At 62.6% G+C, this 22,631-nt stretch carries 20 protein-coding genes; 5 read left to right on the top strand and 15 right to left on the bottom strand.

Annotation, left to right across the window (positions count from 1 at the left end):
- Nucleotide 1: 1 nt before the first annotated feature.
- From ACLBXN_RS06200 to ACLBXN_RS06170, 7 genes are all read right to left on the bottom strand, one after another.
- On the bottom strand, nt 2-1,234 hold the full coding sequence (locus tag ACLBXN_RS06200) for a SpoIIE family protein phosphatase (RefSeq protein WP_447611504.1): 1,233 nt from the start codon (nt 1,232-1,234) through the stop codon (nt 2-4).
- A gap of 580 nt (nt 1,235-1,814) precedes the next feature.
- The gene (locus ACLBXN_RS06195) at nt 1,815-2,909 is read right to left on the bottom strand and encodes a porin (protein ID WP_447611503.1); all 1,095 of its coding nucleotides are present in this window, start codon (nt 2,907-2,909) and stop codon (nt 1,815-1,817) included.
- 104 nt (nt 2,910-3,013) lie between these two features.
- Nucleotides 3,014-3,817: a CoxG family protein gene (locus tag ACLBXN_RS06190; RefSeq protein ID WP_447611502.1), complete on the bottom strand. Its 804-nt coding sequence runs from the start codon at nt 3,815-3,817 to the stop codon at nt 3,014-3,016.
- Nucleotides 3,807-4,286 (bottom strand): (2Fe-2S)-binding protein, encoded by a 480-nt coding sequence (locus ACLBXN_RS06185; RefSeq protein ID WP_043004150.1) that lies wholly within the window; start codon nt 4,284-4,286, stop codon nt 3,807-3,809. The genes ACLBXN_RS06190 and ACLBXN_RS06185 overlap by 11 nt, the downstream gene beginning before the upstream one ends.
- A complete protein-coding gene (locus ACLBXN_RS06180; RefSeq protein ID WP_447611501.1) occupies nt 4,283-5,164 on the bottom strand; it encodes an FAD binding domain-containing protein in 882 nt (293 codons plus the stop codon). The genes ACLBXN_RS06185 and ACLBXN_RS06180 overlap by 4 nt, the downstream gene beginning before the upstream one ends.
- Nucleotides 5,157-7,463: a xanthine dehydrogenase family protein molybdopterin-binding subunit gene (locus tag ACLBXN_RS06175; protein ID WP_447611500.1), complete on the bottom strand. Its 2,307-nt coding sequence runs from the start codon at nt 7,461-7,463 to the stop codon at nt 5,157-5,159. The genes ACLBXN_RS06180 and ACLBXN_RS06175 overlap by 8 nt, the downstream gene beginning before the upstream one ends.
- 115 nt (nt 7,464-7,578) lie before the next feature.
- Entirely contained in the window at nt 7,579-8,562 is a 984-nt protein-coding gene (locus ACLBXN_RS06170; protein WP_447611499.1) for a Bug family tripartite tricarboxylate transporter substrate binding protein, read from the bottom strand.
- A 178-nt stretch (nt 8,563-8,740) separates the two neighbouring features.
- Here ACLBXN_RS06170 and ACLBXN_RS06165 point away from each other — a divergent pair, with 178 nt between their 5' ends.
- On the top strand, nt 8,741-9,265 hold the full coding sequence (locus ACLBXN_RS06165) for a MarR family winged helix-turn-helix transcriptional regulator (RefSeq protein ID WP_447611498.1): 525 nt from the start codon (nt 8,741-8,743) through the stop codon (nt 9,263-9,265).
- Between the two features lie 452 nt (nt 9,266-9,717).
- Here the strand turns inward: ACLBXN_RS06165 and ACLBXN_RS06160 are convergent, their stop codons facing one another.
- Nucleotides 9,718-10,890, bottom strand: a complete 1,173-nt coding sequence (locus ACLBXN_RS06160; protein WP_447611497.1) for an FAD-dependent monooxygenase — start codon at nt 10,888-10,890, stop codon at nt 9,718-9,720.
- Between the two features lie 143 nt (nt 10,891-11,033).
- On the opposite strand from ACLBXN_RS06160, the gene ACLBXN_RS06155 reads away from it, so the two are divergent.
- The gene (locus ACLBXN_RS06155; RefSeq protein WP_447611496.1) at nt 11,034-12,005 is read left to right on the top strand and encodes a cupin domain-containing protein; all 972 of its coding nucleotides are present in this window, start codon (nt 11,034-11,036) and stop codon (nt 12,003-12,005) included.
- Between the two features lie 225 nt (nt 12,006-12,230).
- Here ACLBXN_RS06155 and ACLBXN_RS06150 read toward each other — a convergent pair whose 3' ends face one another.
- Complete coding sequence (locus ACLBXN_RS06150) at nt 12,231-12,452, bottom strand: SlyX family protein (protein ID WP_447611495.1); 222 nt, start codon at nt 12,450-12,452, stop codon at nt 12,231-12,233.
- Entirely contained in the window at nt 12,449-13,645 is a 1,197-nt protein-coding gene (locus ACLBXN_RS06145; protein WP_447611494.1) for an aminotransferase-like domain-containing protein, read from the bottom strand. The genes ACLBXN_RS06150 and ACLBXN_RS06145 overlap by 4 nt, the downstream gene beginning before the upstream one ends.
- Before the next feature lie 299 nt (nt 13,646-13,944).
- On the opposite strand from ACLBXN_RS06145, the gene ACLBXN_RS06140 reads away from it, so the two are divergent.
- The 3 genes from ACLBXN_RS06140 (at nt 13,945) to nth (ending at nt 18,056) form a co-directional block, all read left to right on the top strand.
- The gene (locus ACLBXN_RS06140; protein ID WP_447611493.1) at nt 13,945-15,468 is read left to right on the top strand and encodes a collagen-like triple helix repeat-containing protein; all 1,524 of its coding nucleotides are present in this window, start codon (nt 13,945-13,947) and stop codon (nt 15,466-15,468) included.
- Nucleotides 15,469-15,600: 132 nt separating this feature from the next.
- Complete coding sequence (locus tag ACLBXN_RS06135; protein WP_447611492.1) at nt 15,601-17,310, top strand: ShlB/FhaC/HecB family hemolysin secretion/activation protein; 1,710 nt, start codon at nt 15,601-15,603, stop codon at nt 17,308-17,310.
- Nucleotides 17,311-17,399: 89 nt separating this feature from the next.
- Nucleotides 17,400-18,056: an endonuclease III gene (gene nth, locus ACLBXN_RS06130; RefSeq protein ID WP_407715915.1), complete on the top strand. Its 657-nt coding sequence runs from the start codon at nt 17,400-17,402 to the stop codon at nt 18,054-18,056.
- Nucleotides 18,057-18,111: 55 nt separating this feature from the next.
- Here nth and cobT read toward each other — a convergent pair whose 3' ends face one another.
- From cobT to ACLBXN_RS06105, 5 genes are all read right to left on the bottom strand, one after another.
- The gene (gene cobT, locus ACLBXN_RS06125) at nt 18,112-19,224 is read right to left on the bottom strand and encodes a nicotinate-nucleotide--dimethylbenzimidazole phosphoribosyltransferase (protein WP_447611491.1); all 1,113 of its coding nucleotides are present in this window, start codon (nt 19,222-19,224) and stop codon (nt 18,112-18,114) included.
- Nucleotides 19,225-19,408: 184 nt separating this feature from the next.
- Nucleotides 19,409-19,837: a hypothetical protein gene (locus ACLBXN_RS06120; RefSeq protein WP_043004136.1), complete on the bottom strand. Its 429-nt coding sequence runs from the start codon at nt 19,835-19,837 to the stop codon at nt 19,409-19,411.
- A gap of 105 nt (nt 19,838-19,942) precedes the next feature.
- Complete coding sequence (locus ACLBXN_RS06115; protein WP_447611490.1) at nt 19,943-21,409, bottom strand: cobyric acid synthase; 1,467 nt, start codon at nt 21,407-21,409, stop codon at nt 19,943-19,945.
- A 3-nt stretch (nt 21,410-21,412) separates the two neighbouring features.
- Entirely contained in the window at nt 21,413-21,814 is a 402-nt protein-coding gene (locus ACLBXN_RS06110; RefSeq protein ID WP_211455944.1) for a DUF3037 domain-containing protein, read from the bottom strand.
- Complete coding sequence (locus ACLBXN_RS06105) at nt 21,801-22,586, bottom strand: HipA family kinase (protein ID WP_447611619.1); 786 nt, start codon at nt 22,584-22,586, stop codon at nt 21,801-21,803. Before ACLBXN_RS06105 ends, ACLBXN_RS06110 begins: the two co-directional genes overlap by 14 nt.
- Between the last annotated feature and the right edge of the window lie 45 nt (nt 22,587-22,631).

Below are 22,631 nucleotides of genomic sequence, written 5' to 3'. Positions count from 1 at the left end.
ACTAGGTACGAAAACAGAAAAAAGTCAGATCGTCGCGGCGGTGGTGTTCACCTTGCCAGACGCGCAGAGATTCGAGCAAGGCCATATTGACCTCTGAAGGAGACTTCTGCCGATGCTCAAGCAGTGATTCCCGCACCCGGCGCTTGCCAAGGGCGATACCGCGTGGACCGCCGATCTGGTCAATCAGCCCATCGGTGCTCACAAAGACAAGCGTGCCGCGGGGAAGGCTTACCTCCTGGTTAAGCCAAGCGAAATCGATTTCGCTGTCGACATAGCCGACTCCCTTGCGCTGTCCCTCCAGCATCTCAACAGTGTCCGCATCGGGACGCAGCAGGAACATGGACAGCCGTGCGCCCGCGAAAGTCAAGCGCCCGTTCACGGGCTCAAACCAGAAGCAGGCCGCGTCCATGCCGTCGTCCGAGCCCGGTGTTGCGTCCTGACCGTCGACCTGACCCAGCATCTGCTTGATGCTGCGATTGACATGGCCCAGCAGACTGGCCGGGTCGCGGGACCCGTTCTGCTCTATCGCCTGGTTGAGGCTGGTCGACGCAATCAAGGTCATGAAAGCACCTGGCACGCCATGCCCCGTGCAATCCGCCACGGTCGCAAACCAGCCATCGGTGTTGGTGCTGAACTGGTAGAAATCGCCACCGACAATGTCACGTGGCTCCCACACCAGATGTGCTTCGGGACAGGCTCTTGCGAGCGCATCCAGGGAGCTGCGAAGTGTCGACTGCTGAATCACGCTGGCATATTCGATGCTGTGCATGATCTGGCGATTGCGCGAAGCCTGCATATCCGCCACCACCCGCATGAGCTGGAGCCCATTGCCTGTTCCGGCAAATGCACCATCTCGGGTGATGATGAAGCCGTCGGACAGCGCTTTTTCGCCGTACTCCACTGTTTTGAAAGTCAGCGCCTCGATGTCCAAAGCTGCATCCACGATCAGCGGCTCTTTGTCCATGAATGCAATACAGCTCTTGCGACCATAGAGTTCCATACGGAACTGCTTGCTCATCTGCGACAGGAAGATGTTGCGGTTGATGAGCCCGATGGGCTGTTTGCCCTCAACAACGGGAAGGCTGACAAGGTCACGGTAGCGGTTGAAAACCTCCATGACTTTCTCATTAGTGTCATCGGTCGTCATGCACGGGACCTCGGTGCAGAGGTCGGCAGCACTCGGTGGGCGAAAGCGTGGCCGGAAGTCGCTCAGATACTCGGGGATTTCAGGCATGCAGCATCGCCAAAGGAATCATTGTGAGTAAATGTTACGCACGCTATATGGCGATTTCATGACAAAGCAATGGTGAAGCCATTTCACTGACACATTCAGCAGCTCACAGGAAGGAAGGGCCTCCTGCAGCCTGGGAGGAGCTTCAGCAAGGCGCTTTACAGCGCGGGTTGAGTGCACACGTAATCAACAGAGATTCCAGCCCTGAACGCTACATCGAAGCATCCTGCTTGTGACTGGAAGCAGCGCCATGTGACTTCCGTTCCCCTGCACCCTGTTCCAGGTGGCATCGTCATCGCCACGGTTGTGTGGACGTTCGATGCCTGTCGCTATACCGGGCTTGGCATTCCAGAATTGGGGAGAGCGTTGCCTCGGCTCTTAATGGGCAAGCTGCTGCTGACGATGACCTGTATCGGCAGTGGCTTCAAGGGAAGTGAGGACACTGCACTGTTCTACATCGATGCCGCACTGGGTATCACGAAGCAAACACCGCCTGACATCAATGTGTCAAGGCTGCTGCATCTTCTCAAGAAAGCGAGTGCAGGCCACCAGGCTTCCTGCACTCGCCTGTTTAGTTCTGAAGTCAGAACGTATGGCGCAAGCCCGCGCCAAAGCCAGTCTGGTTCACACCCGGCATTGGCGTTCCTCCAGCCTGAGCGCTGCTGGCTCCAAAAGCCGCATTGCCGCTGTTCTTCATATAGCCCAGCGAGGCATAGACTGCCGTGCGCTTGGAGAGGTTGTAAGTGCCACGCAGGACCATCAGTTGACCCTTGTCCGCGTTGTCCTTGTACTTGAGCTGGTTGTACTGGGCATCCAGCGTCCAGGACCCCATGGGGTAGCTCACGCCGACAAACCACAGGTCGTTGCGCGGTGAGGCGATATATCCGTCGTTCTTGCGACGCATAAAGCCGGCACCAATCTTGGCGCCGCCCCACTTGACGTAGCCATTGAGCATGCTGCGCTTGTCGGTCTTGTCGCTGCTGCTCAGTCCTGCGAAAGCGCCGGGGCCGCCACGCAGCTCGTCATGGGCTAATGCTGCACCCCATGTCGCGCCGTCGTACTTGAGCATGGCCGACCATTCGCGGCAGGTCTTGGAGGCCGTGCTGCTCTCGCCTGCGCAGTTGGTGCCTGAAGGACTGGGGCCGGCATTGACGGCATCTCGCCCAAAGCTATAGGTCGCGCCAATGGTTAGGCCCGAGAACGTGCCTTTGTAGGAAATCGCATTGTCGGCCCGTGCATTGGGGAAGTAGCTGTCCAGGCTGGCCATGCTGTGCAGGCTTGGGCCGATCACGTCGGCATCCAGCACGGACCAGAACAGCATGGTGTACTGGCGGCCCAGGCCCAGCGAGCCCCAGGGCCCGTTCAGGCTGACGAACGATTGGCGGCCGAAACCGCGACCTCCCTGGTTGAGCGCACCGCTGTCAGGACCTATGCCCATCTCCAGCGTGAAGGATGCGCTCAGGCCACCGCCCAGATCCTCGCGGCCGCGAAATCCCAGGCGCGAAGGAACGCTGCCCGAGAGATTGGGCATGCGCGTCAAGGTGGAGCTGCTCGCGCCCACATGGTTCATGGTCTCGACGGCCGTGTCCATGATGCCGTAGATCTGCACCGACGATTGTGCATGGGCGAAACCTCCCACCCCTAGTAGCGCAACAGCGCCTGCTATTTTTTTAAGCATGAATGTCTCCAGTTTCCAATTTCGTTTAGTTATTTGCATGCGTGGCTTGATGTGATTGGTCTTTTGGGTCCTGAACCTCCTTTCGGGTCTATGGGGAAACGCGCTTATTTCTGCAGCGACCTGAGCCATTCCCGGCACTCGGACGCGGCCGAGACAGGCCACTCGACACAGAGCGTCTTGTCCAGTTGACGCACCTCTACGCGTATGAACTGGCCGGAGTTGCGCGTGTTGCGGGCAGTACCGAAGATGCGCGCCCACCAGCCGGCATCAGGGCTTGCGTCCTCGGTGCTGGCCGTGACGGCCGCATCCATGAGATCTCGCGGAACCGGGCCGGGAGCCGGCGCTGGAGCAGGATCGGGCGCAGAAACAGGAGCCACTTCGGGCCGGGTGACGGCCTGCCTGGCAACAGCAGGCGCAACCGGCGCCAGTGAAACCGCACCGGGCTCATCGAGAGCCAGGCCACCGGCCTCTATGCGCGCCGCCAGATTGCTGCCGAACTCTTCCCACAGGCGGTCGGCCTTGGTCTTCATGACCGACAGGCCAAAAGCCCCGAGCCGCCCCAGTACGTCCACATTGACCTTGATGCGCAACTCCGTGCCACCGTTGATCGCAGGCGTCAGAAACACTTCGCTGGTCTGCTTGAGCGAACTGGCCACCGACGCATCCTCGCCCGTGCCTTCGACGCGCATGTATTCCGGAGCCTTCTGCTCGACGATCCTGGTCTTGAGCTTGAACTTGGCACTGATGAAGGAAATCTTCTGGTGCATCTCAGCCACGTATTCCGTGGGGCTGATGACCTCGATGGACTTCATTCCGGGCACGGCGCCGGCCATGATCTGGGGGTTGAGGAGCAGATCCCAGACCTGCTGGGGAGGAGCTGAAACGGTCAGGGTTTTTTCAATTTCCATGATGCATCTCCTGTGCTGCATGCAGCACGGACTCGACGATTTGGGTGTAGCCGGTGCAGCGGCAGAGATTGCCGCTGAGGCCGTGGCGCACTTCCTCGCAGCTGGGCTGAGGCGTGTTCTTGAGCAGGTCGCAGGAGGCCATGATGAAACCCGGCGTGCAGTAGCCGCATTGCAGGCCGCCGCACTGCATGAAGTTCTTCTGCAGGGGGTGCAGCTGGTCGTCGGCGGCCAGCCCTTCGATGGTGGTGATGCTGCGGCCATGAACCTGCACGGCCAGCATCAGACAGGATTTGATGACTTCACCGTCCAGCAGCACCGAACAGGCACCGCAGGTTCCGGTCTCGCAACCCCGCTTGGTGCCGGTCAGATGCAGGTCGTCCCGCAAGAAATCCGATAGCAGTCGCCGTGATGCGACTTCGGCGCTGTGCGATTCGCCGTTGACCTGGCATTCGATGCGATGCGTGCTCATGCGGCAACTCCTTCATTGATATCGATTCCAAACAGCGTGGACACCGTGCGGCGAGTCACCGCGCGCACCATGGCACGGCGGTACTCGCTGCTGCCGCGCAGGTCCGAGACCGGCTGGATGTCCTCGGCCACGATGGCGGCGACATGCGCAGCAAGCTGCGCATTCACGGTCTTGCCACGCAAGCAGTCCTCGGCGCGGCGCAGCCTGGTGGGAATGGGTGTGGATGCGCCCACGGCCAGACGTGCCTGATGGCATGTCTGCCCTTCTCTTTGCACGACCAGGGCCACGCTGACCAGGGGCCGGTGTTCTGCTGCCGTGCGCAAAAAGCGCGTGTATTCCCCCTGGGTGCCGGGCGCCTGCAGCGGCACCCGGATTTCCAGCAGCAGCTCATCGCTCTCCATGGCCGTGGTGTAGTAGTCGACCAAAAACTCTTCCATCGACAACACGCGCTCTCCGCGCGTGCTGCCCAGAACGACCGAGGCATCGAGTGCCATGAGGCAGCCGGGCGGGTCCGTGGAAGGGTCGGCATAGCAGAGATTGCCGCCAATCGTTCCCTGGTTGCGCACCTGGGGATTGGCCACCTGGGCGGCCATCCGGGCCAGCACCGGTGCATGCGCTTTCACGAGCTCGGAGCGAGCCACATCGATATGACGGCTCATGGCCCCGATACGCAGACCTTGGCGCGGATCGAAATCGATGCCATGCAGCCGGGGCAGCCCTGCCACCGAGATCAGGTGCGTGGGCGCAAGCATGCGTTGGCGCATGGCCAGCATCAGAGCCGACCCGCCCGCGATGATGCGTGCATCATCACCGTACTCGGCCAGCATCTGGCTGGCCTCCGCAACCGAGCGGGGCTCCGCAAAATCAAACTCACGCATGGCTTGCTCCTTGCTGCTGCTTGGCGTGCAATGCAGCCAGCACTTTTTCCGGGGTGATGGGCAGATCGGTGATGCGCACGCCAATCGCGTCATAGACGGCGTTGGCGATAGCTGGTGCGCCTGGCAGGATGGCGGTCTCGCTGGCCCCCTTGGCGCCATAGGGACCGTTGGGATCGTTGGATTCCACAACGCCGCCGCGCAGCATGGGAACCGCATCGGCGGTGGCCATGTTGTAGTCCGCGAAGTTGCCGTTCGCCAGCCGTCCACCCTCGTAGTGCAGTTGCTCATACAGCGTCCAGCCTATGGCCTGGACGGTGGCGCCATTGGTCTGGCCATGAATCGCAATCGGGTTGAGCGCCTTGCCGCAGTCGTCGGCGACATAGCTGTCGATGACGCTGACCTGGCCGGTCTCGATATCCACTTCGACTTCGACGGCCTGGGCAGCGTAGGAGTAGGCAGCGGCGATATTGCCGTAGAGCTTGTCGTCATGCATGACGGTCTTGGGGTCCCAGGTCCCGGTGACCTGGATGCCACCGCCACCATGGCGCCAGATATGCTGGCGTGCCAACTCGGCCACGGTGCTGCGGCGTTCTGGCTCCGCACTCACGTAGACCGCACCGCCTTCCAGCGTCAGCGCATCGGGCCGCGCGCCCAGACGCTCGGCAGCCAAGCTTAGCAACTCCTGGCGCGCCTTGCGCGCAGCGATGATGGCCGCGTTGCCGCCCGACATGGTGACGCGCGAAGCCAGAGTACCCACGGCCACCGGAGAGACATCGGTATCGGGCGCAAGCACATGAATATCGGCAAGAGGCAGGTCCAGTTCATGGGCCACGATCTGGCTGAGCATGGTGCTCGCCCCCTGGCCCATATCGCATTCACCGCTGATGAGAAAGACGCGGCCGTCTTCGTTGATCTTGATGACCAGCGTCGATCCGTCCCAATTGCCTATGGTGCGGTTGCCGCTCACATGCATGGCGGCGGCCATGCCCACACCACGGCGCTTGGTGCCCGTGTCCTTGGCCTCTTGGCGCTTGCTTGACCAGGCGATGGCTTCGGTGGCCTGATCTATGCACTCCAGCAGCCCGGTGCTACCGATATGCCAGCCGTGGATCGAGACTTCACCGGCCTTGAGTGCATTGATCTTGTGCACCTGCACCGGGTCCAGCCCGAGCTTCTCCGCCATGGTGTGGATATGGCTGTTGAGCGCGAACTGCATCTGGGTTCCGCCAAAGCCGCGGAAGGCGCCGCGCGGCGGATTGTTGGTGTAGTACAGCGTCGCTTGCGAGCGCACATTGGGATTGCGGTGCATATTGTCGCTGCGCATGGCGCTGACATGCATCACATCGCCGGCGAGGCCGGCATAGGCACCGCATTCGGCAACAATGCCCACCTGCTTGGCGACTATGCGGCCGTCCGCCTGCATGCCCAGCTTGAGCGTGATGCGCTCGGGCACGCTGGCACATGCCGCCTGGAAGTCCTCCAGCCGGTTGTTGACCAGCCGCACGGCGCGCCGGGTATGCAAGGCCAGCAGGCCGGCCAGCAACTGGTTGTCGTCCTCCACGATCTTGCCGCCGAAGCCGCCTCCGGTAGCGGCCTGAATCACGCGCACGCGGGAAATGGGCAGACCCAGGGTCATGGCCACCTGCATGCGCACCAGATTCACGGCCTGGGTCGAGGTATAGAGCACCAGCCGGCCATCAGGGTCCAGCGAAGCCACCGTGGCCATAGGCTCCATATAGCCGGGGTACTGAGAATGCGTGGTGTAAGTGGCTTCGTGAATCAGATCTGCGGCGGCAAAGCCTGCCTCCACGTCCCCGCGCTCGAACTGGATATGCTGGGCCACATTGTTGCGGTCCGGGTGGATGCCGAAAGCCTCCTCGTCCATGGCCTCCTCGGGCGTGAGAATGGCGGGCAACTCTTCGTACTCGACCCGGATCAGATCCAGCGCATCGCGTGCGATCTCGTCGGACACGGCAGCCACGGCGGCCACTTCCTCGCCGCAATAACGCACCACCCCCTTGGCCAGGACAGCGCGTTCCTTGTGATGCGCCCCCCAGAGAGTGGCGGGAGCATCCTCGCCGGTCAGAACCGCCTTGACGCCAGGCAGCGCGCGCGCCTCGGCAGTGTCTATGCGAACGATGCGCGCATGCGGGTAAGGGCTGCGCAGAACCTTGCCATGCAACATGCCGGCCAGCTTGATATCTCCCGCGTAGACGGCCCGGCCAAGCACCTTGGCCTTGGCCATTACCTGTGGAGTGTCCATGCCCAGCGTGGATCGAGATGAAAGAGCAGATGTCATATCCGTGCCTCGCGGCAGAAAGCCCGGGTCGCTGCGGACCCCAGGCTTGTGCCACGTCAGTCATATAGAGGTCAGTTCGAATCGCCCAGGCCTGCGCCTGCGCGATTCACCGGTTTCACTCGGCCACGATGCCGAGTTCCTTGATGGCCTGGCCCATCACCATGTACTCGCGTTGATTGAGATCGCTGAGTACCTTGGGCGATCCGCCTGCAGGCAGGGCACCGAAGACCGCGAGCTTTTCCACGACTTCGGGCTCTCGCAAAATGGCATTGAGGTGCTCATTGAGCAGATTGATCACCGCTGGAGGCGTCTTCTTCGGCGCGAAGAAGCCGTTCCAGGCGCCGACCACCACATCCTTGTAGCCCAGCTCGGTCAAGGTCGGCACGGCAGGTGCAAGCGATGAGCGCCGGGTATCACCTATGGCCAGCGCCAGCAGCTTGCCGGAGTCCAGATACTGGCGCACCGGCCCGAAAGTGACCCAGGCAGTATCGACATGGCCGGCCACGACATCGGTCACCGAGGGCCCGACGCCGCGGTATGGAACATGGGACAGCTTGACGCCTGCGGCCTTGTTCAGCCATTCGCCGGCGATGTGCATGGGCGAGCCGGCACCGGGGCTGGCATAGGAGACGGTGGCGCCACTCTTGGCCCTGGCAATCAGCTCGGGCAGATTTTTGACACCGAGCTTGGGGCTTGTGACCAGCACCAGGGGCTGGGTGGCGGTATTGATGATGGCTTCGTAGCCCTTGAGCACGTCGTAGGCTGCAGCGCCCGACAGCTTCATGACCAAGGGCGCGGTGGTGAAGGGGTTGGGAGTGAACAGCAAGGTGTAGCCATCGGCACGTGCACGCCCCACCATGCCGTTGCCTATCGCGCCGCCAGCACCCGGGCGGTTGTCGATCAGCACGGTCTGCTTGAGCCTGTGGCTGAGCTTGTCGGCAAAGAGGCGGGCGATTGCATCGGTATCCCCGCCTGGCGGGTAAGACACGATCACCGTGATGGGCTTGCTCGGATAAGTCTCTTCAGCAAGCACCGGCTGCGTAAGCAGCGTGCCGCAGGCAAGCGCGGTAAAGCAAAACTGGCGTCTATCAACTGACATGGTCGCCTCTCCTTGGGCCGTGGGTATAAATCTGGTGCCTCATCTCAATTGATTCATTAATGAAACATTGAATCGCAAGAGAAACAATACACGGAGTTATACGCTTATAGTTGATCGATCAAATTGCCGTTTTCACTATTGACATCTGAATTTGTTATTTCAGATGGAACAATGGCGCATGACCAAGAAAACATGCGAAACGCCCTGGTCGCAGCTCAATGCGCAAGGCGACGGATTGACGGTGGACGACTTCATCACCACCTTGATGAGCCAGGTGGGAAATGCTCTGCGGCGCACGATTACCGTGCCCTATGCCGAAAAGCACGATCTGACGGTCTCGGAGTGGCGCTTGCTGGCCTTGATTGCCCACGCCAGGCGGCTGGCCTTCTCGGATCTGGTCATCCAATCCACTTCGGACAAGGCCCTGGTGAGCCGCGCTCTCAAGCGGCTGCAAACCAAAGGTCTGGTGGATCTGCAAGGTGAAGGCAATACGCCGCGCAAGAAGATTTTTTGCCGGATCACCGAACAGGGCGAGGCCCTGCATGCACAGGTCATGCCCTTGGCGCGTGCCAGTCAGGCTGCCGCCATTCGGGCCTTGCCCGAAGATGAGCGCAACGCCATGTACCGGGCCTTGATGCGCTTGCGTGCACATTGCGAACAAACAGCCAACGGGTCTACCGAAGACGAAGCGGGTCTGGAGTAAAGCGGGATGCAGCGTGTCGGGCAAGCACCGAGCAGTTGCTGCAATACATGCACACGCAAGCGCCGGGCCAGCAGGTTAGGCCGCACAGGGCGGCGCAGCGTCAGTAAAGCGCCAGTGGCACGTATTTCCGGGAAATAGGGCCCTAAGCCGCAGCTTCCCGCGCGGTATCAGAAACCGCTGGCCCTCGCTCGCCGCAAGGCCGTCCAAGCCAGCGCGCACATCCTTGCCCCGCTCTCTCGCGCAAAAAGTCAGCGCTAGGCAAGTTCTGAAATGCCATGCAGGCTTAGTCGGACCGCAGCAAGACATCCCGCCTCGCCATGCGGCCGTCCAGCGCCTTTGGCTAGATCTGGCCGCAGCGCAGGCCTGCATGCCACGGATTTCGCTCAAGCGAGCTTGCAAGGCCTCGCAGCAGCACGCCATCGACCAGAACGGCTGCCCGGGGCAGCGGCCGCTCAGACCGCGCAGGCCGAGGTCTCGGACGGCAAGGCCACCTGCCAGGCGTCATAGCCGTAGACCCAGTCGGCATTGCCGCCGGCCCGCAGCCAGTTGTTGCCGCGCGAGCCGATCTGGATCTGGCTGGTGCGCTGCTTGCGCATGGCCTCGTAGTTCTGCAGGGCTTGCGGCACGCCGTCGGCGTCCTGCGCTGCATCGAGATTGCGCGCCAGCACCACGGCGTCCTCGATCGCCATGCCGGCGCCCTGGGCCATGAACGGCATCATGGGATGGCTGGCATCCCCCAGCAGCGACACACGGCCCTGCGACCATTGCGCAAGCGGATCGCGCTCATACAAAGCGGTCTTGAGCACACTGTCGCAGGCGTCCAGCAAGGCTCGCGCATGAGGGTGAAAGCCCGCATAAAAGCCGCGCAGCTCACTCACGCTGCCTTCGGTGGTCCATGACTCCTCGTGCCAGGATTCCTGTGTCGTGGTGGCGAAGATAAAGGTGTCGCGCCCCTGGTTGAGCGGAAAGGTCACGATCTGACTCTCCGCAGTCGGTCCCCACCATTTGGTGAAGGCCCCGATATCAGGAACATCGCGTACGCGCTCGGTAGGCACCACGGTACGGAACGCCACCACACCGGTAAAGCGCGGATTCTCGGCACCGAACAGTGCGGAACGCACCACAGAATGAATTCCGTCCGAGCCGATCAGCGCATCCAGCCCTTCAACCTGCGCGCCGTCGGCAAATTCCACGGCAACGCCGGCATCGTCTTGGGCAATCCGGCTGACGCGTCTGCCGAACTTCACCTGATCACCGGGAAAGGCATCGGCCAGTGCCGCCAGCAGATCTGCGCGATGGATGGTGAGCTGCGGCGCGCCGTACTGGCGCTCGGCTTCATTGCCCATCGTCAGACGCGAGGTTTCCTCGCCGCTGTCCCAGTTGCGGCTGATGCGGTGCGTGGGACGCGCCGCCGAGGCACGGGTGGCTGCCGCGATGCCGGCACCCAGACCATCAAGAGCGCGCACGGCGTTGGGCGTCAGATTGATGTCGGCCCCTACGCGCAGATATTGCTGGCTTTGCTCGAACACCGTCACCTGGTGTCCGCAGTTGTGCAGCGCATTGGCGGCGGCCAGGCCGCCGATGCCGCCTCCCACAATGCCTATCTTCAGTCCTGTCTTGCTCATGTTTGCTCCTTGATATGGGTATGGGTTTCTCGGGTCGGTCCATGCAGGCACCCCGATTCCGGTGCCAGCCAGTGTCGGCAAGAGCTGCTGCGGCGTGAAGCGCAGCACATCCTTAAAATGGCACAAATCGTCCCAAATCCTCCATGAAGCAAAGCAGCGACCACTTAAGCGATGTGTTGGCCATCTGCCGGGCCGAGCGTGCGGTAACGGCGCGCTTTTTCCTGAACGCCCCCTGGGCGCTGGCCTCCGAAGGCGTGCCTGGCACCATGATCCGCATCGGCCAGGGGCAGCCATACTGGCTGCAGGTACGAGGCCAGGCCCCGGTACAGGTCATGCCGGGCGATCTGGTGCTGCTGCCGCTGGGCAGCCCGCATGTGATGGCCTCGGATCTGGCGCTGCCTCCGATTTCGTTCGCCCAGATGATCGAGCGCTTTGCCCAAGGTCCCAAGGACGAGAACCCCCTCACCTTCGAGCATGGCGGCAGCGGGGCCAGCAGCCGCATCGATTCGGTGCTGCTATGGATATCGGCCCACTGCCGCCACACCATCCTGCCCCTGCTGCCACCGCTGCTGCATATACCGGCACAGCAAGCCTCACCGCCGGCCATCCTGGGCCATGTGCTGCAGACGCTGATAGAGGACTCGCTGGCACGGCGCCCCGGCTGGCGCCTGGCGGCGATGCGCCTTGGCGAACTGGCCATGGTCCATGTGCTGAGCAACTATTTTGCAGCTCAGCAGGAGAGCGAACAGGGCTGGGTGCGCGGCCTGGCCGATGCGCAGATTGCCACGGCCCTGGCCGCCATCCACGGCAACCCCAGCCATGACTGGACCCTGCAGACCCTGGCCAGGGAAGCCGCCATGTCACGCTCGCGCTTTGCCGAAAAATTCAAGGCACTGGTCGGCGCATCGCCCATGGCCTATCTGCTGCAGCAGCGCATGGCCCATGCTGCCCAGCAGCTGGAATCGGGCCTGCCCCTGGTACAGGTCGCCGAGAATTGCGGCTACGAATCGGAGCGCGTCTTTGCCCGCGCCTTCAAGCGCTGGTGCGGCCTGCCGCCACGCGCCTACCAGCGCAAAAACCAGGCGCTCCGAAAAGAGTTTGCGGCGCTAAAATAAGGCCCTGCGGCCGTTGCCGGGCCGGCAATCCCTGGCTGGAGCCGCCGGCCTCCCTCAAACTCAGAAATAGGCACTCTGTGATGCGCTGGCCCACGATCTCATGCGGGCAAAGCCCGCTTTGCGCCAACAGAGAAGGCAGCCGCAGCGGAGATGCCTGCGGCTCGAACCTCCGCAGGCATCTTGAATCTGCCGCAGTTCAAGCGGCAATTCCAGGCACGGCCGCAGTCAGTAATGCGGTGGCAATTCGTCGCGCAGATTGCGCACCGCGGCACCGCCGCCTTCGGGCGCCTGGCGCTTCAGCTCTCGCACTTCGCCAATCAGCAGTTCGATCTGCTGCTGCTGGCGATAAATCGTCATATTGAGCTGCTCGAGCAAATCCTCGGTGTAGCTGGCCTTGATCTCCAGCTCCATGATTCGCTCTTGCAGCGCTTCCTGGCTGTCGCTCATGCCTTGAGTGCCTTGGCAAGGCGGGCAATACCTGCGCGAATCTTGTCTTCATCGGCAGTGGCAAACGAAAGGCGGAAGCTCGCTGCGTCGGGGTTTTGCGCATAGAACGGAGCACCGGGCACAAAGGCCACGCCCTCTTCGATGGCCTTCTTGGCAAGCACTCCGGCATCCGCCAGCTGGCCGCGAGCGCCCGTCAGACGCACCCACATGAACAGGCCGCCCTCAGGCTGCACGAACTCGATGGCATCGCCCAGTTGCTCACGCAGTGCATCGCCCATGATCTTGGCGCGCTTGGCATAGACCTCGCGCACATGGGCCAGGGTCTGAGGCATGACGCCGGACTTCAGGTACTGGGCGGCGGTGGCCTGGGCAAAGGTGCTGGTATGGGCGTCGCTGAACTGCTTGCACATCACGGCGCGAGCCAGCAATTCAGGTTGGGCGATCAGCCAGCCGATACGCAGGCCGGGGCTGAGCACCTTGGACAAGGAGCCGCAGTGGGCCAGCCACTCGCGGCTGCCGGGAACTTCGCGCGTCAGCGACAGCAGGCTGGCAGGCGGGGCTTCGTTGAAGTACAGATCGCCATAAGGGTCATCTTCCACCACCAGCGTCTGGTACTTGACGGCCAGTTCCAGCACTTTCTTGCGGCGCTCCAGGCTCAGCATGGCCCCGCTGGGGTTGCCGAAGGTGGGAATCAGATAGACCAGCTTGGGCTTGTGCTCGGCAATCAGCTTTTCCAACTCATCGGTCTTCACACCATGCTCATCCACAGGCGCGGAAATCACCTGCGCGCCATAGAGGCGGAAACACTGGATCGTGGCCAGAAAGGTCGGCCCTTCCACGATGACCTTGTCCCCCTCGCCCAGCATGGTCTTGCCCAACAGGTCCAGTGCCTGCTGACTGCCCGTGGTGACGACGAGTTGATCGGGCGCCACATCGGGCACGCCCTTGCCGGCCATGAAGGCCGACAGCTGCTCGCGCAGCGGCTGATAGCCCTCGGTCGCACCGTATTGCAAAGCGGCGCCCGCCTCCTGCTGCAGGGCTGCGGCAGAGGCTGCGCTGATGCCGGCTACGTCAAACATGGCGCTGTCTGGGAAGCCGCCCGCGAAGCTGATGATTCCGGGCTTGCCCAGCAGCTTGAAGAGTTCGCGGATCGCAGAGGTTTCTACGTTATCGAGTCGTTTGGCAAATTGCATACGTTTTTTTGGTTAAAGCGCTACAGGAATCTCGTCGCTGCTTGAGCGGCAGGCTTCCATTGTGGCGCGCGAAACGCCCCAGAGACAGGAAGTGGCTTTTATGTAGGCGCTATTCCATGCATCAAGTAATCAAACTCCTACTGATATCTTGAAGTTGATAGCAATTGTTAATTGCGCATAACTTCGTGTCTCAAACTTTGAATTGGACAGCGCCACGCCTCTGACAAGAACATACGCCTACCGATCCACGGACCGCGTATTTAACGGATTTTTTCACTTGTTTTTGGGATGGAGGATTTATGCGTACTAGTTTTACCAGCAAGGCCTTGTCTGTCGCTATCAACGGCAAGACCCCGTTAAGTCTGCGAAGCCTGTGTGCCGTGGCTCTGGTTGCCAGCCTGGCAGCCTGCGGCTCCAGCGGCTCCTTGCGCAGTGATCTCGGACCCGACGGCACCGGCGGCGGCGACGTTGTTGCCGGTGGAGGCACAGGTGGAGGCACAGGCGGTGGCACAGGCGGTGGCACAGGTGGCGGTACCGGCGGCGGTACGGGTGGGGGCACGGGCGGCGGTACCGGTGGCGGCAACACCGGTGGCGGCGATGGCGGCACGGGCAATCCGCCGGTTGCAAGCACCCCACTGACTCCCGTGCGCGAAACCGTGGCCGATGTCACAGGAACGCTGACCGGCACCACCGGCGTCATCAGCGATGTCAACAATATCGTGACCTCCACTCTGGGCACGGCCACCAGCGGCACGCCTCTGAGCGGTGTGGCCCAGCCTGCCAGCGGCATTCTTGGCAACGTGAACAATGCCGTCAACAGCGTCGGTAGTGGCGTCAGTGCGGGCCTGGGCCAAATCGGCAAGACGGCCGACCCCATAGGCACCACCTTGCAAGGCGTGGCTCCCGCCGTCGGCTATCTGGGCGCTGCGGTCACCTCGGCAGGCAAGACGGTCAGTGCGCTGGACACCCCTCAGCTTGGCGTGGTCGGCGATGTGGCGGGCCTGGCGGGCGGCACGGTGCAAATCCTCGGCACCACCGTTTCCGGCGTCGAAGGCACGGTTGCTCAGCTAACCAGCAACCCGCTGGTCTCGGGTCTGACCACTCAGGTCAGCCAGGTCGCAACGCCGGTGTTGAGCACTGTCCTGGGCACAACCCAGAACCTGGTTCAGACCACGGGCCTGGGCCAGCCAGTGAACAGCTTGCTAGGCACCGTGGGCGGCGTGGTCAATCATGTGGGAGCTTCCGTCACCAGCACCGGAGTTCCCGTTGTGGCTCCGCTGGGCGGCGTGGTTTCGGGTGTCGGCCAGACCGTGGCCGGCCTGGGTGGCGTGGCGACAGGCCCCGGCACGCCTAGCGGCGGCCTGCTCGGTGGCGTACTCGGCAATGTCACGGGCGGCACAGGTGGCTCTGCCGGCGGCTCCGGCAATATCGTCGGCGGCGTGCTGGGCTCGGTCACGGGTCTGGTGGGCGGCGTGACCGGTGGCGTGAGCGGCGGCAATACTGGCAGCCCAGTTGCAGGAGCAGGCAATCTGGTCGGCGGCGTGCTGGGCAGCGTGACCGGGCTGGTCGGCGGTGTCGCAGGATCAGCAGGCGGAGCAACAGGAGGCAGTGGCAACGCCGGCACCGCAGTCACGGGCCTGGTCGGTAATACCGTGGGCACGGTCACCGGCCTCGTGGGCGGCGTGCTGGGCGGCGTGACCAATGTCACGGCTGGCGCAGGTGCTGCAGGTGGCACAAGCGCCTCGGGCGGCCTGCTGGGCGGTCTGCTGGGTGGCAACTTGGCGCTTGGCCTGGGCGGTGGAGCGGTAGCCACCAGCAAGTAAGGGAAACGGCGGTGGCCAGTGCACCGCTTGAGCCTGGCCCGCCTTCAGGCGGGCTTTTTTACGACAGCCCCATACCCAGTTCTGGGGATGTAGGGAACAATGAGAGCCATAAAAATAGAACAGGAGGGACTTTTGCAGTCAAAAGCAAAACCACAGGGCCGCGTCGGCTACAGGATTCAGGCACTGGCACTTGCGGCCTGGGCTCCTCTGGCCTGGTCACAGCAGGGCGGCAATCCGCTCAACAGCCTGCCCCAGACACCCGAATCCGCAAGGAATCTGCAACAGCAGCCCAGGCAGGTTCCGGTGCAGATCGACAAGCCCCCGCCAAGTCCCCAGGATCTCATCAACCTCCAGGTCGCAGTACGTGGCGTCAACGTGCAGGGAAGCACGGCGATTCCTTTCGAAGAGGTCAGCGCGCTTTTCACACCCTTCATCAATGGCACGCATACGGTCGGTGAACTCAATGCCGCAACCCAGAAGGTCAGCGAGCTATACCAGCGCCATGGCTACGCCCTGTCTTTTGCCTACCTTCCTCCACAGGATTTTGCCAATGGCGCGGTGCAGGTCATCGTGGTCGAAGGCTATGTGCAGAGCCTGAATCTGGAGGGCAATTTTGGCCGCTCCGAGGATCAGATACGCGAAATTGCCCAGCCGCTGCTCAACGAAAGGCCTTTGACCACCAAGACTTTTCAGCACCAGACCCAGTTGATGGCGCGCCTGCCCGGAGTGCAGATCACGGCATCGGCCAATCTGCCGACCACCACGGACGGTGCCGTGCCCCTGATCATCAAATCCAAGCACAAGCCCATCGCCGTCACCGTCGGGGGCGAGGCGCGCAAGCCCACGCCGCGCATCATTGCCTCTCTCACCCTGAACGACCCCTTGTGGGCTGGCAGCCAACTTCAGGCCTCAGCCATGCTGCAAAACCCCGACAAGGAGCGCTTTGGCAGCATTGGCTTCACGCAGCAGCTGACCCCGGAGGGCACGCAGGCACGCGTCAGCTATTCCGACTACCGCAGCTTCAACCCGCCGGCAACGCGTATTCCCGGCATCGACGACCTGACGCAGCAGCGCAAGTTGGACTTCAATATCAGCCACCCCTGGATCTTGAGCAATACCACCCAGCTCAGCACCACGGCAGGCCTGTATGCCATCAACTACAGCCGCGAGCTGGCCGACAGCCAGGCCTCCTTGCTGCGCGAGGAAAAGGTTCGCACGCTCTATGCGCAGATGGCCTGGGCGTCCTATGGCAAGACCACCACCCGCTCCGCATCGGTCTTGCTGGCCCACGGCCTGGACAGTCTGGGAGCCTACAAGAACCTGGACCTCTACTATGGCCAGGGCCTGCTGCAAAAACTCCAGAATCCGGCCAAGCTGGACTTCACCCGTATCACCGCAGACTATGCACAGCGCCATCGCTTTGCCAACAAGATGGGAGCCGCTTTTGCCGTGGGAGGGCAATACAGTGCCGACATTCTTCCGGTCCCGGAGAAGATCTCCTTTGGATCCACCCGCTTCGGCCGGGGCTATCAGGCCGGCGAGTTTTCAGGCGATTCCGGTATGGGTGCCAGTGCCGAGCTCAACTACCAGTTCCCTATCAACCAGGCCTGGATCAAGTCGGCCGAGCCCTATCTGCTCTACGAATGGGCACGCACGCATCAGCAGACCAGCGGTGTCAAAGGCAATACGCTGCGCTCTGCCAGCCTGGGTCTGCGCCTGTCCGACAGCCGCCATTACGCACTCGACCTTGCCATGAGCAAGCCGCTGGGCGACCGCTCCGTCAACAACCCCGAGCGGGAGCTGCGCTACAGCCTGGTGCTGAGCTACAACCTGGACCCTTGAGCCGCCCAGCCCATGGCATCCGAGCCGCTGTGCAACGCAGCGGCTTTTTCTTTGTTCGGTCCCGCGAGCCACAAGCCACAATATCGCCCATGAAGAAAAACGATATAGCGCCGTTTTTTGCCGCGCTCAAGGCCGCCAACCCCACGCCACAAACCGAGCTGGAATACACCACGGTGTTCGAGCTGCTGACCGCCGTGCTGCTGTCTGCCCAGGCCACCGACGTAGGGGTGAACAAGGCCACGCGCAGGCTTTTCCCTGTTGCCAACACTCCACAGGCCATTCTGGATCTGGGGATCGAGGGATTGGAGAGCTATATCAAGACCATAGGCCTGTACCGCAGCAAGGCCAAGCATCTGATGGAGACCTGCCGCATGCTGGTTCAGCTGCATGGCGGCAGAGTTCCCAGCACCCGCGAAGAGCTGGAAGCCCTTCCCGGCGTGGGCCGCAAGACTGCCAACGTGGTGCTCAACGTGGCTTTCGGCCAGCCCACCATGGCCGTGGACACGCATATCTTCCGTGTCGGCAACCGCACGGGGCTGGCCCCTGGCAAGAACCCGCTCGAAGTCGAGAAGCAGTTGCTCAAGCGCGTACCCGATGAATATGCGGTGGACTCCCACCACTGGCTGATCCTGCTGGGCCGCTATGTCTGCCAGGCGCGCAAGCCGCGCTGCTGGGAATGCGTGGTCTCGCAGTACTGCGATTTCACGCCCAAGACCCCGGCGCCGGCAGCAGGAAAAAAGAGCTAAAACCACCTCAAACGCATACCCACAAATCGCTTGCCGCTATATTTTTTCAAAAACCTCAGCTCTTGCCGCTGATGCCAGCTGACTCAAAGCTAGCCATCTCGTTGAGCATGGTGCATGCCGAGCGCAGCAGCGGCCAGACCAGGGCCGCGCCAGAGCCTTCGCCCAGGCGCAACTGCCAGTCCAGCATGGGCTGGGCCTGGAGGTGAGCCAGCAGGCGGGCATGGCCAGGCTCGCCTGAGCGATGCGCATAGACGCAGCGTTGAAGCACATGGGGCTGAAGACGGCTGGCCACCAGCACGGCGGCCGTGGTGATGAAGCCATCCACCACGATCAGGCGGCGTTCTGCAGCGGCCTGCAGCACGGCTCCCGTCATGGTGGCGATCTCCAGCCCGCCCATGGCAGCCAGCACAGCCAGTGGTTCTTGCACGCCGGCATGAAAGTTCAGCACCCGCCTGAGCACTGCGATCTTGCGCGCCAGACCTTCGCTGCTCAGGCCCGTGCCCACCCCGGTCACTTCCTCGACCGGCTCGCCGCACAGACGAGCCATCAGCAAGGAAGCACTGGACGTATTGCCGATCCCCATCTCGCCCAGCAACAGCGCATTGCCCGGCAGTTTCCTGACCAGTTCTCCGCCATTGCGCAGCGCCATTGCGCATTGGGCTTCGCTCATGGCCGGTCCCTGGCTGCAGTCCGCCGTGCCATAGGCCACCTTGCGCCGCCACAGGCGCGGCGCATGGGCCTTGGGAAGCTTGTGCGCAGGATCCTGCTCACGCGCCTCAAAGTCGCGGGCCACGCCGCAGTCGACCACATTCAGATCAATTCCGTTCTGCAGAGACAGCACGCTCACCGCAGCACCGCCAGCGAGGAAGTTCTCCACCATCTGCCAGGTCACTTCGACCGGATAGGCCGAAACCCCCTGGGCGGCCAGTCCGTGATCCGCGGCGAACACCACCATCTGCGGTGCATGCAACTCGGGAGTCTCGCAACCCACGATGCCGGCAATTCGCAAGGCCAGTTGCTCCAGCACGCCCAGCGATCCCTGGGGCTTGGTCTTGAAATCCAGGCGATGCTGGACCCGGGCTTGCAGCGCCGCATCATGGATGTCCTGCACCTGCGGGCAGGACCAGAGGGTGGACGGTGGGAATTCGGAAAAGGAAGCGGAACTCATGCGTGCAGTCATTCCCGGTGCATCAGGCCTGGGTGCCATCCACCACCGGGATACGGAAGGCACGTTTTTGCGATCTTGCAAGTATCGCGCTTTCATCGGCACCACAACGCCAAGTTCACCGATTGCCCAGGAGCTGCATGAAAAAAGGCCCCGAAGGGCCTTGGCGGAAAGCGCGGAAAAAGCATCAACGAATGATTTCCTCAACCGTGATTTCGCGCAGGATGCCGCCATCCTTGACCGATCCGCTGACCGCGCCATCCTTGACACGCGCCATGCATGCCTGCTGATCCACTTCGGTCTTGAAAACGCCGCAGCGGGCATAGGCATTGCGCTCGTACTGGCTCATGCCCTGGCCGTCATCGAGCTTGCCCTTCTTGGCTTCGGCACTGGCAGCCATGGCCTCGCGCGAAGACGAGTTGCTCTCGCGCATCGGGCGCTGACCCTTGTGATGGTGACGGTGGTGGTGCTTTTTCATCGCAGGCTTGGCCGCATCCATCGCAGCTGCCTCAGCCGCTGGCTTGGCTGCATCCACCTGAGCACTGGCCATGCCTGCCAGTGACAGAACCGCTGCACCCAAAGCTAGTTGAAGAGTCTGAACCTTGAAAAAAGCCATACGCAACTCCATTCCAAAAAGTGAATAGCTTGGTCAGCTTGCACGCACTCTCAGGCAGGGCTTATCGGTTCAGCGGCTATGAGTCCGCAGGATCAATCCTACAAATCAGCTAGAAAGCGGGAGCGCAGCCGGCTCGAACCATTGCTCCACGCCCTGCGCCAGCCGCTCAAACACCTGCTCCAGACTGGGTGCATCGTGGCCGAACAGCGCGTGGATCACCTCGGCGTTTTCGAACAGTCCATGCAGATAGGTGCCGACTACAGCGCTATTGCCCCCTTGCCACAGCATGCCTGGCAGCAGCTCCCGCGCCGGCTGCGCGCCGGCCGTCTGCATGTCGGCGCGCAAGCGGGTCTGCCCGTGGTGTATCTCGTAGCCTCGTGCCGTCACGCCGCCAAGGGCACTCCACGGAGCTTGCAGCTCTGGCAGTTTCAAGCTCGTCGGTTGCACGGTCTTGTCCTGGGCAAACAGGGTCGCCAGTGGCAGCAGGCCGAGGCCTGCGGCATTGCCGTCCACGCCATGCAAATCAATCAGCGCCTCGCCCAGCATCTGCAGACCGCCGCAAATTCCCAGCACACGCCTGCCGCGCTCGGCATGGGTGACGACGGCTGCATCCAGCCCTTGGCTACGCATCCAGGTCAGGTCGGCAGCCGTGGCCTTGCTGCCCGGCAGAATGACCCAGTCCGCCTCGGCGAGTTGCGCGGGCGAACGCGCCCAGACCACGCGCAGACCCGGAACTTGCAGCAGGGGCTGAAACTCGTCGAGATTGCTGATGCGCGGATAGGCGATGATGGCAATCGTGGTGTGAACGGCCTGCCCGGCGCCCGTGCTGCCGCGATCGTCGAACACGCCGTCCTCCTCCGGTAGACCGTGCTGGAACTGCATGGGAATGCAGGCCACCGTGGGCACACCCGTCTTCTCTTCCAGCATCTGGGGCGCCGGCGCCAGCAGAGCCGCATCGCCGCGAAACTTGTTGAGCACAAAGCCCTTGATGAGCTTTTGATCGTCCTCGGGCAGCAATGCCCAGGTGCCGTAGAGATGGGCAAAGGCACCGCCACGGTCTATGTCCGAGACCAGCAGGCAATGCGCGTTGCAATGCCTGGCAACTCGCATATTGACCACATCGCTGGCGTGCAGATTGATCTCGGCCGGCGAGCCCGCGCCTTCGATCACCACCACATCGTTTTCGGCACGCAACTCGTCCAGTGCCTGTGCGATCTGCGGCCAGACCTTGAGGCTACGCCCGCGCCAGGGCATGGCGCTCAGCTCGTCATTGACTTGGCCGAACAGCACGACCTGGCTGCGCGTGTCGGCCTCGGGCTTGAGCAGCAGTGGATTCATGCGCACATCGGGCACAGCCCCCGCCGCCAGGGCCTGCAGATACTGTGCCGTACCGATCTCGCCCCATTGCCCCTGCGGCGTGGCGACGACACGCGCGTTATTGCTCATGTTCTGCGCCTTGAACGGCGCGACCTTCAGACCCTGGCTGCGATAGTAGGCGCACAGCGCCGTGGCTACCCAGCTCTTGCCCGCGCCACTGCTGGTGCCCAGCACCATGATGCAACGTGCTGTCATGTCTTAGTTCCCGGCCTTTATGGGCAGCACCACGCGCTGCAGAATGCGGCTCAGCGCCTCGCCGGGATGGGTACACATGCCCATATGCGAAGGCGAGGTCTGGATGATGCTGCTGCGCTTGGCCGTGAGCCAGTGGTAGCGCGCCCGCATGGGCAGCTGCGCGATCGGCCCGCCATCGGCGCGGCCTTCGCAGATGGCCACGATAGAGCCCAGGTGACGGTGCACGGCCTCCAGATCCACATTCGGGTCCAGCGCCAGCAGACGCTTCTCGTCAAGGGCCACGGCGGCCTGCAGATGGCCGGTGCGCTGGCAGGAGAGGATCACACCCGCATTCACAAATTCCTCACGCTCCACGCGCGGCACCACGCGCACGATGGCGTAGTCATAGACCTCATGCGCGAGCATCGATCACTCCTTGCAACCAGCGGCCACGCTCGGCAAGCCGGGCCGCAAAATAATCCACATAGGCCGCGCGATGGGCCTGCACATTCTTGAGCACATCGCCCTCTTTGTCGGCGGCAGCCTGCTCCAGAAAACAGTCGGGCACCTCGTCCAGAATGCTCCTGAGCACTTCGGGCCCCAGCTTGGCTGCCAGTTGCGCATCCAGCTGCGCCAGCTGGCTGGCCTGCGGCAGCAGCACATGTTCGGCACTGGGCGCAAAAGGCTTGGCGGGATCGGCGACGACTCCATTCCAGGCATGGTGAAAGGTCAGGCTCGCACCATGATCGATCAGCCAGGGCTGCTTCTGGTACATCAGCATATTGGTGTTGCGCGCCGTGCGGTCCACATTGCTGACCAGCGTGTCGAACCACACTAGGCGCGAGGCGAAGTCGTCGCCCACCGCGTCCACTGCCGGGTCAAAGTTGATGGAGCCCGGCAGATAGTCCAGCCCCACGTTCAGTCCGTCGCTGGCGCGAATCAGGTCCTGGATCTCGGGATCGGACTCGGTGCGGGACAGGTCGCCGTTCAGGTGCAGCAGCACGATCTCGGGCACCGGCAGGCCCAGCGCACGTGCCATGCCGCCCGAGATGATCTCGGCCATCAGCGCACGCACGCCCTGCCCGGCCCCCCGGAACTTGAGCACATAGGTGCCCAGGTCGTCGGCCTCGACAATTGCCGGCATGGAGCCGCCTTCACGCAGCGGCGTGACATAGCGCTCCACCAGCACCGAGCGCAGCTTCAGGGTTTCTGTGTCCATGAGAAATGGTAGCGCCTTGCGCCC

This window comes from Comamonas sp. C24C, assembly GCF_053345995.1.
Note: the sequence above shows the minus strand (reverse complement) of the source record. Positions and strands in the feature narration are given on the sequence as shown.

Excerpts from the sequence above, each read along its gene's own strand:
- ACLBXN_RS06190 (WP_447611502.1), bottom strand. The coding sequence starts at position 3,817 with ATGGAAATTGAAAAAACCCTGACCGTTTCAGCTCCTCCCCAGCAGGTC.
- cobT (WP_447611491.1), bottom strand. The coding sequence starts at position 19,224 with ATGAGTTCCGCTTCCTTTTCCGAATTCCCACCGTCCACCCTCTGGTCC.
- nth (WP_407715915.1), top strand. The coding sequence starts at position 17,400 with ATGAAGAAAAACGATATAGCGCCGTTTTTTGCCGCGCTCAAGGCCGCC.
- ACLBXN_RS06160 (WP_447611497.1), bottom strand. The coding sequence starts at position 10,890 with ATGAGCAAGACAGGACTGAAGATAGGCATTGTGGGAGGCGGCATCGGC.
- ACLBXN_RS06185 (WP_043004150.1), bottom strand. The coding sequence starts at position 4,286 with ATGAGCACGCATCGCATCGAATGCCAGGTCAACGGCGAATCGCACAGC.
- ACLBXN_RS06165 (WP_447611498.1), top strand. The coding sequence starts at position 8,741 with ATGACCAAGAAAACATGCGAAACGCCCTGGTCGCAGCTCAATGCGCAA.
- ACLBXN_RS06195 (WP_447611503.1), bottom strand. The coding sequence starts at position 2,909 with ATGCTTAAAAAAATAGCAGGCGCTGTTGCGCTACTAGGGGTGGGAGGT.
- ACLBXN_RS06175 (WP_447611500.1), bottom strand. The coding sequence starts at position 7,463 with ATGACATCTGCTCTTTCATCTCGATCCACGCTGGGCATGGACACTCCA.
- ACLBXN_RS06180 (WP_447611501.1), bottom strand. The coding sequence starts at position 5,164 with ATGCGTGAGTTTGATTTTGCGGAGCCCCGCTCGGTTGCGGAGGCCAGC.
- ACLBXN_RS06145 (WP_447611494.1), bottom strand. The coding sequence starts at position 13,645 with ATGCAATTTGCCAAACGACTCGATAACGTAGAAACCTCTGCGATCCGC.
- ACLBXN_RS06200 (WP_447611504.1), bottom strand. The coding sequence starts at position 1,234 with ATGCCTGAAATCCCCGAGTATCTGAGCGACTTCCGGCCACGCTTTCGC.
- ACLBXN_RS06170 (WP_447611499.1), bottom strand. The coding sequence starts at position 8,562 with ATGTCAGTTGATAGACGCCAGTTTTGCTTTACCGCGCTTGCCTGCGGC.
- ACLBXN_RS06140 (WP_447611493.1), top strand. The coding sequence starts at position 13,945 with ATGCGTACTAGTTTTACCAGCAAGGCCTTGTCTGTCGCTATCAACGGC.
- ACLBXN_RS06110 (WP_211455944.1), bottom strand. The coding sequence starts at position 21,814 with ATGCTCGCGCATGAGGTCTATGACTACGCCATCGTGCGCGTGGTGCCG.
- ACLBXN_RS06115 (WP_447611490.1), bottom strand. The coding sequence starts at position 21,409 with ATGACAGCACGTTGCATCATGGTGCTGGGCACCAGCAGTGGCGCGGGC.
- ACLBXN_RS06155 (WP_447611496.1), top strand. The coding sequence starts at position 11,034 with ATGAAGCAAAGCAGCGACCACTTAAGCGATGTGTTGGCCATCTGCCGG.
- ACLBXN_RS06150 (WP_447611495.1), bottom strand. The coding sequence starts at position 12,452 with ATGAGCGACAGCCAGGAAGCGCTGCAAGAGCGAATCATGGAGCTGGAG.
- ACLBXN_RS06120 (WP_043004136.1), bottom strand. The coding sequence starts at position 19,837 with ATGGCTTTTTTCAAGGTTCAGACTCTTCAACTAGCTTTGGGTGCAGCG.